This window comes from Herbaspirillum sp. NPDC087042, from assembly GCF_044745245.1.
In the GTDB taxonomy this organism is placed as follows: domain Bacteria; phylum Pseudomonadota; class Gammaproteobacteria; order Burkholderiales; family Burkholderiaceae_D; genus Herbaspirillum.
Genome location: NZ_JBIUZW010000036.1, coordinates 1 through 11997 on the forward strand (window position 1 = coordinate 1; position 11997 = coordinate 11997).

At 62.7% G+C, this 11997-nt stretch carries 10 protein-coding genes and 1 pseudogene; 3 read left to right on the forward strand and 8 right to left on the reverse strand.

Translation table 11 applies throughout. The annotated features are described in order from the left end of the window. From ACIPHN_RS25530 to ACIPHN_RS25540, 3 genes are all read left to right on the forward strand, one after another. A partial coding sequence (locus ACIPHN_RS25530; protein WP_400441925.1) for a hypothetical protein occupies positions 1-383 on the forward strand: 383 nt, incomplete at its 5' end. 4 nt (positions 384-387) lie between these two features. Further along, on the forward strand, positions 388-1350 hold the full coding sequence (locus tag ACIPHN_RS25535; RefSeq protein WP_400441928.1) for a TniQ family protein: 963 nt from the start codon (positions 388-390) through the stop codon (positions 1348-1350). A gap of 534 nt (positions 1351-1884) precedes the next feature. After that, the gene (locus tag ACIPHN_RS25540; RefSeq protein WP_400441930.1) at positions 1885-3060 is read left to right on the forward strand and encodes an alpha-hydroxy acid oxidase; all 1176 of its coding nucleotides are present in this window, start codon (positions 1885-1887) and stop codon (positions 3058-3060) included. A gap of 104 nt (positions 3061-3164) precedes the next feature. Here ACIPHN_RS25540 and ACIPHN_RS25545 read toward each other — a convergent pair whose 3' ends face one another. The 8 genes and pseudogenes from ACIPHN_RS25545 to aspS all read right to left on the reverse strand — a co-directional run. Further along, complete coding sequence (locus ACIPHN_RS25545) at positions 3165-4340, reverse strand: acetyl-CoA C-acetyltransferase (protein ID WP_400441933.1); 1176 nt, start codon at positions 4338-4340, stop codon at positions 3165-3167. Between the two features lie 162 nt (positions 4341-4502). After that, on the reverse strand, positions 4503-5666 hold the full coding sequence (locus tag ACIPHN_RS25550) for a phosphatidylserine/phosphatidylglycerophosphate/cardiolipin synthase family protein (RefSeq protein WP_400441936.1): 1164 nt from the start codon (positions 5664-5666) through the stop codon (positions 4503-4505). Positions 5667-5680: 14 nt separating this feature from the next. Further along, positions 5681-6478 carry an endonuclease/exonuclease/phosphatase family protein gene (locus ACIPHN_RS25555; RefSeq protein WP_400441938.1) on the reverse strand — a complete coding sequence of 266 codons (798 nt, stop codon included), beginning with the start codon at positions 6476-6478 and terminating at the stop codon, positions 5681-5683. Positions 6479-6542: 64 nt separating this feature from the next. Then, the gene (gene nudB / locus ACIPHN_RS25560) at positions 6543-7046 is read right to left on the reverse strand and encodes a dihydroneopterin triphosphate diphosphatase (protein ID WP_400441941.1); all 504 of its coding nucleotides are present in this window, start codon (positions 7044-7046) and stop codon (positions 6543-6545) included. Positions 7047-7097: 51 nt separating this feature from the next. Then, on the reverse strand, positions 7098-8003 hold the full coding sequence (locus tag ACIPHN_RS25565; protein ID WP_400441944.1) for a LysR substrate-binding domain-containing protein: 906 nt from the start codon (positions 8001-8003) through the stop codon (positions 7098-7100). A gap of 106 nt (positions 8004-8109) precedes the next feature. Further along, positions 8110-9339 carry an amidohydrolase family protein gene (locus ACIPHN_RS25570; protein ID WP_400441946.1) on the reverse strand — a complete coding sequence of 410 codons (1230 nt, stop codon included), beginning with the start codon at positions 9337-9339 and terminating at the stop codon, positions 8110-8112. Positions 9340-9347: 8 nt separating this feature from the next. Then, entirely contained in the window at positions 9348-10649 is a 1302-nt protein-coding gene (locus tag ACIPHN_RS25575) for an MFS transporter (RefSeq protein WP_400441948.1), read from the reverse strand. A gap of 227 nt (positions 10650-10876) precedes the next feature. Beyond that, positions 10877-11929: pseudogene (gene aspS / locus ACIPHN_RS25580) on the reverse strand (aspartate--tRNA ligase); the annotation flags it as partial. Between the last annotated feature and the right edge of the window lie 68 nt (positions 11930-11997).

Consider the following 11997-nt stretch of genomic DNA (forward strand, 5'->3'; position numbering starts at 1 on the left):
GGGATATGAGGGGTCGTATGACCGGGTGGCTGCCTTCAGCAGGCAATGGAAGGTGGGTCAAATGGAGAGGGTCAAATCTGCGAGCAAATCAACAACAGATTCGACTATTGCTCGCGCGTATTCGCGAAAACGCCAAATCTCTCGGAGCGTCAGAAGCTCCACTGATACCGTTGACGGCAATCGTACCCGATGTATTTGACCCTCGCATGGGCTTTCGAGTGGTCAAACCTGAAGTCGCAGCCGTGCTACTAAAGGTCCGCACTGGCGCCGCATCGTTTTACTCCCTGTCTAGGATGGCCACCATCTTCGATATCTTCATCGAAGCGTCCTTGCTGCAGCAATCCCTTCAGCATAGTCAGTCTTCCTTTATGAGCGCTGGCTGATGGTATGTTTCTCTTCCGCCCACAACCGCTACCTGGTGAATCCCTCTCGTCCTGGCGCCAGCGTAGCGGCGTAGCGAATGGTTTCTATCGGTTTCCACGGCCGATGGGCTTCCGTAACTTCCAAGAACCCGATAGGCGTCCCCAAGCAGCCGAAGAGCAGTGGTTGAAAGACGAATTTCGGATGGCGGACGATATCCTTCAACCGCTATTTTTGGATAGTATCGTTCTCCGCCTTGGGCGCGATTTCGGAAGTCGTGCGCGCCATCGTTGGGTTATTCCTGCCAATGGAAATCGCATATTGGGCAACGGAAGTACATGCTGCCCAATATGCGTCAGCGAAGACCCAATGCCGTATATCCGATTGAGCTGGCGTTTTGCCTTCATGACTCACTGTCCGATGCATGGCTGCACGCTCGTCGAAAGATGCACTCACTGCTCAGCGGCAATGTGGCCAAAGTCACTTAAATCGGCTGGGCAACACAATCAATATCCTTTCTCCCATTGCCAATCGTGCGGCGGCCCTATCTTAGACACATCGACCTTTGACCCATTAATGCGAATCATCGCCCGTGAACTTTGGATGTGTGCGTCTACGGGGGTAGTTCCAGCATCGTTAGGGCAAGCAGAAAATGCACAGGAGGTATTTGCTGCGCTTTGGGCACTGAGCCAAATGCTGCTTCGAAAGAGGTCAGTGAAAGCATGGGATACTCTTGACCGTGGTTTGGGAGAGTCGCTGAGAATATGGGAGGGACGACGATACATTGAGTTGCTACCTGTCAACGTGCGAGCTGCCGTAGTGCGATGTTCCTATCAACTTCTATCAGACTGGCCAAACACATTTGCTGACGTCGCGACCACCATTGGGCTGCAGCGGCACCACTTCGCTGAGCATTGGGACTACCAGCCTATATGGCTGAAGGTATATATACAGAAGCATCTGGCCGGCCGCTCCATCGAAATGACGTAAAACAGCTATGGGTCACCACGGTGGGGCGGGGTAGCTATATGAAAATTGAATGTGCGTAGTCTTCTTGGCGTTAAGATGGTCAAGGTAATTCACTAACACGTAACTCACCTGCGGCGTGACTCCCATTCCGATGTCTGCAACATCTGCTCAGTCTTTGAGTCGCATATCATAAGCCTCGTGGCATCCCGGGGAAAACACATTGGCACGCGTTTACCTGAGCCTACGAGTCAGTTTCTGTGGGATTCAGCAGACCATGACCGTCGCATTGGTTCAGTGATGCATGTGAGGGACCATTCCCGGCACCATCTCGCAAAGCTCATGAGAGGCATCGTCGATAGGGCGCTATGGACCACCGTAGAGTGTTTCTCGGCCTCTTCAATGTACCTGAGCCATCTGGCACTGGTGGCTGACTAAAGCTATGTGACGCGTTTCTCTGCTTATTCGATGAATTTCAGCCTAATTGTGAATAAATTTCAGCTTAATTAAAATTGCTTACATGCGCTGCTGCGAACAATCCATGTCAGGGGAGCCGAATTGAAACGTCGTCTGTACACCGGGCCGGATCTGCGCCGCGCCCAGAGCATCGAGGAACTGCGGGCCATGGCGCGCAAGCGGGTACCCAATTTCTGTATCGAGTATGTCGAGGGCGGGGCCGAGGAAGAGACCAGCCTGCGTCACAACCGCGAGGTATTCACCCGCATCGGCTTCGTGCCGCGCACGCTGGTCGATGTCTCGGTGCGCACGCAACGGCGCCGCCTGTTCGGCCAGGAGATCGCCTCGCCCTTCCTGATCGGCCCGACCGGCTTCAGTGGCCTGCTGGCGCGCGAGGGGGATGTGGCCATGGCGCGTGCTGCCGCCGCTGCCGGTGTGCCCTTCGTGTTGACCAATGTCTCGACCACCTCGCTGGAAGAGGTGGTGCGCCGCTCCGGCGGCCAGGTGTGGCAGCAGGTCTATCTCTATCGCGACCGGGAATTCGTGGCCAGCATTGCGCGCCGCGCGCAGGCCGCCGGGATCGGCACCCTGGTGTTGACCACCGACAGTGCCGTCTATGGCAAGCGTGAATGGGATGTGCGCAACTTCAGCAGTCCGCGCAAGCTGGATTGGCGCAACAAGCTGGACGTGCTCGCCCATCCGCGCTGGTTGCTCGAGATCCTCTTCCCGCATGGCTTTCCGCACTTCGCCAACCTGGGCGACCTGCTCCCCGAAGGACAGACCAGCGTGCGCGGTGCCGCTTCCTCCATCCTCGGACAATCGCTTTCACCGGCACTGGACTGGCGCGATGTCGAATGGCTGCGCGGCATCTGGCCGGGCAAGCTGGTGCTCAAGGGTGTGATGCAGGTACAGGATGCACAGCGCGCGGTGCAGGCCGGCGTGGATGGCATCGTGCTGTCCAACCACGGTGGGCGGCAACTCGACGGCGCGCTATCGACCATGGACGTGCTGCCCGAGGTCGTGGCGGCGGTGAAGGGGCAACTGACGGTGATGCTCGATGGCGGCTTTCGCCGTGGCGCCGACATCGTCAAGGCCATCGCCCTGGGCGCCGATGCCGTATTGCTGGGCCGCGCCACCACCTATGGCCTGGCCGCTGGCGGACAGGCCGGCGCCGAACGGGCCCTGGAGATCCTGCGCAGCGAAGTCGATCGCGTGCTGGCGCTCCTGGCCTGTCCGGATATCGGCCAGCTTGACGCCAGCTACCTGCGACGTCTCTGATACCTGGATACCAACCGCAGACGGGCTCGGTGCGGGACGAAAAAAACGCCGGCTCGCAAGCCGGCGTTTCCTCACTGAAACACAACAGACGACGAACTAAGGCTTCAACGCTCCACCGCCAGCGCCACGCCCATGCCGCCACCGATGCACAGGCTGGCCAGGCCCTTCTTGGCATCACGGCGCACCATCTCGTGCAGCAGGGTCACCAGCACGCGGCAGCCGGAGGCACCGATGGGGTGGCCCAGCGCGATGGCACCGCCGTTGACGTTGATCTTGCTGGTGTCCCAGCCCATCTGCTTGTTGACGGCGATGGCCTGGGCGGCGAAGGCTTCGTTGATTTCCATCAGGTCCAGGTCCTGCGCGGTCCAGCCGGCCTTCTTCAGGGTCAGCTGCGACGCCGGCACCGGGCCCATGCCCATGATGCTCGGGTCCAGGCCGGCCGAGGAGTAGGACTTGATCCTGGCCAGCACCGGCAGGCCCAGTTCAGCGGCCAGCTTGGCCGAGGTCACCACTACCGCAGCAGCACCGTCGTTGATGCCCGAGGCGTTGCCGGCCGTCACCGTGCCCGCCTTGTCGAAGGCCGGACGCAGGGTGCCCAGCGCTTCGGCGGTCACACCGTGCTTGACGAATTCGTCGGTGTCGAAGACCACGGTTTCCTTCTTGCCCTTGATCTCGATGGGGACGATCTCATCCTTGAACTTGCCGGCCTTCTGCGCGGCTTCGGCCTTGTTCTGCGAGGCGGCGGCGAAGGCGTCCTGCTCTTCACGGCTGATCTCGAACTTCTTGGCCACGTTCTCGGCGGTGATGCCCATGTGGTACTGGTTGTAGACGTCCCACAGACCGTCCACGATCATGGTATCGGTCAGCTTGGCGTCGCCCATGCGGAAGCCGTCGCGCGAGTTGTTGAGAACGTGGGGCGAGGCGCTCATGTTTTCCTGGCCGCCGGCGATGACGATCTGGGCGTCGCCACAGCGGATGGCCTGGGCCGCCAGCTGCACCGCCTTCAGGCCGCTGCCGCAGACCTTGCCGACCACGAAGGCCGGGACCATGTCGGGCAGGCCGGACTTGATCACCGACTGGCGCGCCGGGTTCTGGCCCAGGCCCGCGGTCAGTACCTGACCCAGGATGACTTCGCTGATCGATTCGGGCTTGATGCCGGTCTTGGCCAGCAAGGCCTTGATGACTTGCGCACCGAGATCGGCCGCTGCAATCTTCGACAAGGATCCGCCGAATTTGCCGATCGCCGTTCTTTGTGCTGCGACAATGACCACATCATCCATAACTCGCTCCTTTTATTGAAATGGCGGAGAGCCTGCTTGCTCCCCGTCGGAAACCGGATGGTCATCTTATTCCATTTCAGCGGGGATGGCGATACAGTGAATTTTCGGTAAATCAAATGCCAGACCAATAAACTCGGGCATTCCAGCGCGGCCGCGGCCCGGCTAGGCGTCGTTGCCCAGGGTAATGATGTGGATCACCGTCCGATACAGCAGGAAAGCGGCACCGTAGGCCGCGCGCTTGTACCAGGGCATGTGCAGGAAATCGGCCAGGTGCACCACCCGGCCACTGACCGCGCCGGCCTCGATTTCCTGGCGCAGGTAGCTGGCGAAGGCCTGGTCCTGCACCACCACGTTGGCTTCCTGGTTCACGAACAGGGACAGCCCGTCATAGTTGCTGGAGCCGACCGTGGCCCAGCGGTCATCCACCACGGCCACCTTGGCATGCAGCTCGGTATGGGTGTACTCGACGATACGCACGCCCGCGCGCAGCAGTTCGGGATAGAAGGAATGCGCCACCGCATCCTGCATGACGAACTGCCCCACGCCCAGCAGCAGCGTCACCTTGACGCCGCGCCGTGCGGCTTCCACCAGGGCCCGGCGCGTCTTGCGTCCCGGCGCGAAGTAAGGATTGGCGAGGAAGGCGCTCTCACGCGCCCGCCCCAGCGCCTGCAGGTAGGCGCGCTGGATGGTGCGCCGGTTGCGGAAGTTGTCGCGCACCACCAGCCCGGCCTGGGTCTGGTCGTGTACCGGACCGGCGTGGCGATGGCGCAGGCGCTTGAAGTTGATCCAGCGGGCCTTGAGTTTCATGCGGCCCACGCGCAGCCACTGGGCTTCCATCTCGCGATAGATTTCCCGCACCAGCGGGCCGACGATGCGTACTGCGAAATCCCAGCGCGGTGCCGGCAAGGGGGTGACGTGGTCACGGTCGGAGACCATGTCATCGTTGATGTTGAGCCCGCCCACGAAGGCCACCTGGCGATCCACCACGCACAGCTTGCGATGGCTGCGCGCCACGCCACGGCGGAACCAGGGATTGAAGGAGCGATGCTGTACCCCGGCCGCCTCCAGCACCTGGTGCAGCTTGCGGGTGTTGTCGCGGCCGCTGCCCAGCCAGTCGTTGATGACATACACCACCACCCCGCGGGCAGCGGCACGCTGCAGGGCCTCGACCACCAGCTGGCCGGTCTCGTCGAGGCTGAAGATATAGGTTTCCAGGTAGATCTCGACGCGCGCGCCGTCGATGGCCGTGATCAGGGCCGGATAGAAACCGGCGCCGCTGTGCAGCAGCGCGATCTGGTTACCGTCGGTGAAGGCGAGATGGCGCAAGCGATGACTCAAGCTCAGGCCAGCCGCAGTTCGCTGACGATGGGTGCATGGTCCGATAGGCGCGCCCACGGGCCGTCGCTCAAGACCTGCGCCGAGTCGATCTGGAAGCCGCGCAGGTAGATGCGGTCCAGTCGCAGCCACGGCATCATGGCCGGGAAGGTGCGCGCCGGGCGGATCGGCGCCGACAGGCCACCCAGCCGGCGCAGGCCATTCATGACGCCGCGGGCATTGGCCTGGGGCTGGTCGAATACCTCGACCACGCCCAGGCTCTGGTACAGGCTCTGGCTCAGCTGGTTGGTCCAGTCGTTGAAGTCACCCGCGATCAGCAGCGGCGCATCCGGCGGCGAGGAATTGCGCACCGCCTGGATCAGCGCCTCGGTCTGGCGGCGCCGGCCACCGGCGAACAGGCCCAGGTGGATCACGTAGCAATGCACCTCCTGCCCGTCCACCGGCACCACGCAGTGCAGGATGCCGCGCGATTCATAGGCGTGGTCGGAGACGTCCTGGTTGCGTATCGAGGCGATGGCAAAGCGCGAGATGAGCGCATTGCCGTGGTGGCCGTGGTCATAGACAGCATTCATGCCGTAGGCCGAGTGATGGGTCTCGCCGGCCAGGTATTCGTGCTGGCCCTGCTGCGGCCAGTTGGAGGCGTGACGCAGGGCGTTGAGGTCGTGGCGGCCCTGCACTTCCTGCAGGAACAGGATGTCGGCGTCCAGCTGCGCCAGCGCCTGCTTGAGCGCCAGGATGCGCGGCCGTCCGGCGAAGGAGGTCACGCCCTTGTGGATGTTGTAGGTGGCTACGCGCAACTTCATCACTGCAACCTTTCTCTTGTTCTTGTCCTTGTCCTGACTTACCGCTGCGCCGATCGATCCGTGGCTACTGCGCCAGATAGCGCGGCAGTTGCAGGATCGCCTCCGCATTGGAGGGCGAGAAGCAACGGTCGGCCGCCTCGCGGTAGGGCAGCCAGACATGGCGCGTATGCTCGCGCGGGGCCAGCGTGACCGGGATATCGCGCGGCACCAGCAGACCGAAGACGTGCTCGGTATTCTTGGTCACGCCCGGGGCGTAGCGATGGCGCCAGACCGGGTAGATCTCATAGATGTTGGAAAGTTGCCAGTCGCGCAAGTTGGCGCCGGGCACGCCGGTTCCGTCATCCTGGACCGATTCTACGCCGGGGCCGGCGACCTGGATGCCGGTTTCTTCCTGCACTTCGCGTCGGGCGGTTTCCGACAGGACTTCATCGAGGCTGTCCTTGGAGCCGGTCACCGATTGCCAGAAGCCGGGCTGGTCGGTGCGTTCGATCAGGAGCACCTGCTGGTCGGCGCTGTGGATCACCACCAGCACCGATTCGGGAATCTTGTAGGGCTTGCTTTGCGTCATCTGCCTGTCCGTGATGCAGGAAAGCCTTCATTGTATCGGGATGACGCGCCCTCAGAGCAGCGAGGCCTCGCTCTCGGCCACCAGCCAGCTGCGGAACGCCCGCGCGGCGGAGTGTTCGATACGGTCGCGCGGCCACACCGCGTAATAGCCGCCGCCCAGGCTGGCACTGGCCTCGCAGGCCCGCACCAGCAGCCCCTGCTGCATACAGGCATCGATCATGTGGCGCCAGGCCAGCACGATGCCCTGCCCTTCCATGGCCAGCTGCAGCAGCACCGGATACTGGTTGGAGAGGATCTGGTGCTCGATGCGCACGTCGGGCATGCCATTGTGGGCCATCCAGTTCTGCCAGGACATCCACTGGCGCTGGCCGTCTTCCAGCATCAGCAGGGTTTCGCCGCGCAGCGCCGCCGGACTCAGCGTGCGCCCGCCCAGATAGGCCGGTGAACAGACCGGGAACACTTCCTCGTCATACAGCCGGCGCGCCGCCAGGCCCGAGGGCGGGCCATCACGCAGGAAGTAGATGCCCATGTCGAAATCGGTTTCCGAGAGCGTAGCCAGGCTGTCGTTGACGACCAGGCGCAGATGGCAATCGGGGTGCTGGGCACGAAAACGCGCCAGCCGGGGTGTCAGCCACAGCACGGCGACGCCCTGCGAACAGGCCACCGTCAGCTCCTGGTGGCCCTTGCGCTTCATGACGTCTTCGGTGGCCTCGGCGCAATCGACCAGCAGGCGCTGCACCAGCGCAGCATAGCGCTGGCCGCTGACGGTCAGGCGCAGCGCGCGCGGTTCGCGCAGGAACAGCTTCTTGCCCAGGAAGCGCTCCAGCTGGGCGATCTGGCGGCTGATGGCGCTTTGCGTGAGATGCAGCTCGGCAGCGGCACGGGTAAAACTGCCATGGCGCATGGCCGCCTCGAAGGCGATCAGCGCAGGCAAGGGAGGTAATGGGGATATACGCATGATTGGCGCTCCAGACGGGATCTCGGTGACTGACCGAATGGTAGAGCGAAAAGCATGCCCGCCGCAGCATGTCTTGTCACGCTGCGGCGCCGACAGGGAAAGCCGCTCAGCGGCCGCGGTGGATGTGGCCGGCCTGCATGACCAGCGACAGGTGTTCGCCCTGGCCGGTCAGCAGCGTGATGTCCTGCAGGGGATTGCCATCGACCACGATCAGGTCGGCCAGCGCGCCGGCACGCACGGTGCCAAGTTCGCCTTCGCGCTGCAGGATGGCGGCGGCAATCGAGGTGGCCGAGCGGATGGTCTCCAGGTTGCCCAGGATCTCGGCGCGGATCAGGAATTCGGTCGACTGGTCCTGATGCATCTCGCCCAGCAGGTCGGAGCCAAAGCCCATCTGCACGCCATGTTCGGCATAGATGCGCAGCGAGTCGCGACCGGCCTGGCGTACCGATTCGATCTTGGCCACCGAATCCGGCGGCAAGCCCAGGCGTGCGCCATCGCGGGCCAGCGAATCGTAGGTCACCAGGGTCGGCACCACGAAAGCGCCATGCTCGCGCATCACGCGGGCGGCCTCGGCATCGACCAGGTTGCCGTGCTCGATGGTACGCACGCCGCAGCGCACGGCACGCGAGATGGCACGGCCGGTATAGGCGTGCGCCATGACATAGGTCTGGGCCGCTTCGGCTTCGGCGACGATGGCGCGGATCTCGTCCTCGCTGTACTGGGTGTTGCCGATCGGGTCGGTGGGCGAGGCTACGCCGCCCGAGGCCATGATCTTGATCTGGGTCGCGCCCTTCTGCAATTCTTCGCGGGCGGCCAGGCGCACCGCATCCACGCCATCGGCCACGCGCGCGATGGCACCGGCGCGGAAGGCGCAGGAGCAGGGTTCCAGCACATCCGAACGCGGCCGGAAATCACCATGCCCGCCGGTCTGCGAGAGCGCCTTGCCGGAGGGGAAGATGCGCGGCCCCGGCACCAGGCCGATGGCGATGGCTTGCGCCAGGCCCCAGTCGGCACCACCGGCATCACGTACGCTGGTGAAGCCACGGTTCAACATGGCCTCGACGATGGGCAAGGCCCGGATCGAGGTCAGCGAACCCGGCTGCAGGGCATTGAGGCCGAGATTGGCCAGCGATGCCAGCACGTGTACGTGGCAATCGATCAGGCCCGGCATCACCGTCTTGCCGCTCACATCGATGGTACGTGCGCCCGGCACCTCCAGCGGGGTGGCCGAAACATCGACGATGCGGTCCTTGTCGATCAACACATCATGGCGCGGGAACAGGCTGCCCAGCGCGGGGTCGAGGACGTTGCCGCCCTTCAGGAGGATCTTGGTCATGGCGAGATTCAATGTTGTTGCAGATACTGCGGCTCACGCACGAAGCGGGTGCCGATGAAACTGATGGCGGCGGCGATCATCACGTAGAAGGCCGGGGCCATGGTGCTGCCGGTGGCCGAGATCAGCCAGGTGATGAAGAACGAGGCAAAGCCGCCGAAGATGGTCACGGCCAGGTTGTAGGCCACCGACAAGCCGGTGGAGAGCACCTTGGCCGGGAACAGTTCGGAGAATGCCGCCAGGATGGGACCGGTATAGGCTGCGATCAGCACCCCGAACACCAGCTGGAACAGCAGCAGCGAGGACAGGCTGGGGGCCATGTTGATGTAGGTGAACATGGGATAGGCCAGCACCAGGATCAGCAGCGCCGAGCCCGACAGGAAGGGGCGTCGACCGATGCGGTCCGCCAGGCGCCCCACTACCGGCGCCAGCAGCATGATGCACAGCCCGCCCACCATGCCGGCGATGAAGCCGGTCGATTGCGGCAGCTTCAGCACCTTGATGGAATAGGTCGGCATGTAGAACAGCAACACATAGGTACAGACCGTCCACAGGATCACCATCGAGAAGCTGGCCGAGGTTTCGCGCGGGAAGTCGCGGATCACTTCCTTCAGGGGCGAATCGGTCTTGTCCTTTTCTTCCAGGAAGGTCGGGGTTTCTTCGAGGTGATTGCGGATGTAGTAGCCCACCGGACCGATCACGATGCCCAGCAGGAAGGGCAGGCGCCAGCCCCAGCTGGCCAGTGACTCGGCATCCAGGCTGGCGGTGACGAAGGTCCCCACGGCGGCGCCCAGCAGCACGGCCACGCCGATGCTGGCCTGGATCCAGCTGGAGTAGTAGGCACGTTCGCGCTCCGGTGCATATTCGGTGAGGAAGGCGGTGGCGCTGCCCATCTCGCCGCCGGCCGAGAAGCCTTGCAGCAGACGCGCCACGACGATGATGAGCGGCGCGAACAGGCCGATGCTTTCATAGGTCGGTGCCAGGCCGATGAGGGTGGTGCCCACGGCCATGAGCAGGATGGTGACCGACAGTGCCGCCTTGCGCCCCACGCGGTCGGCGTAGATGCCCAAGAGGATGCCGCCCACCGGACGCATGAAGAAGCCCACGCCGAAGGTGGCCACGGCCAAGAGCAATGAAGTCAGCTCATTGCCGGTCGGGAAGAACAGCTTGGCGATGATGACCGCGAAGAAGCTGTAGACGGTGAAGTCGAACCATTCGAGACCGTTGCCGATGACGGTGGCGATGATGGCGCGGCGGCGCTGGTTGTTGCTGACCAGCGTTATCCCGCCAGCCGGTAGTGTCGTTCCTTGCATGCTTTCCCCTCATGTCGGACGTTGGATATCGGCCGATGATAGGGTCAGCAGGGGGCAGGCGGAAATGATATCTGTGCATGCAGCCATGCTTGCAGCGCATGCATGCGGAAAGGATTTATATCCTTTCTCCAATTATTATTTATATTGTTTAAATCATTAATTTGTCAGGCGAAAAAAAACGCGTGCATTGCTGCACGCGTTTTTCTTTGACAACGCTGCTACAGCGATCAGGCCTTCACTGCCGGCTCGGTGTTGCGCAGGCGGATGTGCAGCTCGCGCAGCTGCTTCTCGTCCACTTCCGAAGGCGCGTTGGTCAGCAGGCACTGGGCGCGCTGGGTCTTGGGGAAGGCGATCACGTCGCGGATCGACTCGGCACCGGCCATCATGGTGACCAGGCGGTCCAGGCCGAAGGCGATGCCGCCGTGCGGGGGCGCGCCGTATTGCAGCGCGTCCAGCAGGAAGCCGAACTTCAGGCGGGCTTCTTCGTCATCGATCTTCAGGGCGCGGAACACCTTGCTCTGCACGTCGGCGCGGTGGATACGGACCGAACCGCCGCCCAGTTCCCAACCGTTCAGGACCATGTCGTAGGCCTTGGCGATGGCCGCACCCGGATTGGTCGAGATGAAGTCTTCGTGACCGTCCTTGGGCGAGGTGAACGGGTGGTGCAGCGCGACCCAGCGCTGGCCGTCTTCGTCGTATTCGAACATGGGGAAGTCGACCACCCACAGCGGACGCCATGCGTCGTCGAACAGGCCGTTCTTCTTGCCGAATTCGCTGTGGCCAATCTTCACGCGCAGCGCGCCGATGGCATCGTTGACCACCTTGGCCTTGTCGGCGCCGAAGAAGATCAGGTCGCCGTCTTGTGCGCCGGTCTTTTCGATGATGGCGTTCAGGGCCGCATCGTGGATGTTCTTGACGATGGGCGACTGCAGGCCGTCACGGCCCTTGGCCTTTTCATTGACCTTGATGTAAGCCAGGCCCTTGGCGCCGTAGATGGCGACGAACTGGGTGTAGGCGTCGATTTCCGAACGCGGCATGTCCGCGCCACCCGGCACGCGCAGGCCGACCACACGGCCGCCTTCGCTGTTGGCGGCGCCCGAGAAGACCTTGAAGTCGACGTCCTTCATGACGTCGGTCAGCTCGGTGAATTCCAGCTTGACGCGCATGTCCGGCTTGTCCGAACCATACATGCCCATGGCGGTGGCGAAGTCCATCACCGGGAACGGGTTGGGCAGGTCGATATCCAGGGCGTTCTTGAAGACCAGGCGGATCATGCCTTCTAAGTTTTATCGTATTTTATGTTATTTGTGTAAGGTGTTTTGTATTTCGATGTGGTTGAATTATGTTT

Bases quoted from the DNA above. Each gene is read 5' to 3' on its own strand.
- ACIPHN_RS25570 (WP_400441946.1), bottom strand. From the start codon at position 9,339: ATGACCAAGATCCTCCTGAAGGGCGGCAACGTCCTCGACCCCGCGCTG.
- ACIPHN_RS25545 (WP_400441933.1), bottom strand. From the start codon at position 4,340: ATGGATGATGTGGTCATTGTCGCAGCACAAAGAACGGCGATCGGCAAA.
- nudB (WP_400441941.1), bottom strand. From the start codon at position 7,046: ATGACGCAAAGCAAGCCCTACAAGATTCCCGAATCGGTGCTGGTGGTG.
- ACIPHN_RS25555 (WP_400441938.1), bottom strand. From the start codon at position 6,478: ATGAAGTTGCGCGTAGCCACCTACAACATCCACAAGGGCGTGACCTCC.
- ACIPHN_RS25575 (WP_400441948.1), bottom strand. From the start codon at position 10,649: ATGCAAGGAACGACACTACCGGCTGGCGGGATAACGCTGGTCAGCAAC.
- ACIPHN_RS25535 (WP_400441928.1), top strand. From the start codon at position 388: ATGTTTCTCTTCCGCCCACAACCGCTACCTGGTGAATCCCTCTCGTCC.
- ACIPHN_RS25565 (WP_400441944.1), bottom strand. From the start codon at position 8,003: ATGCGTATATCCCCATTACCTCCCTTGCCTGCGCTGATCGCCTTCGAG.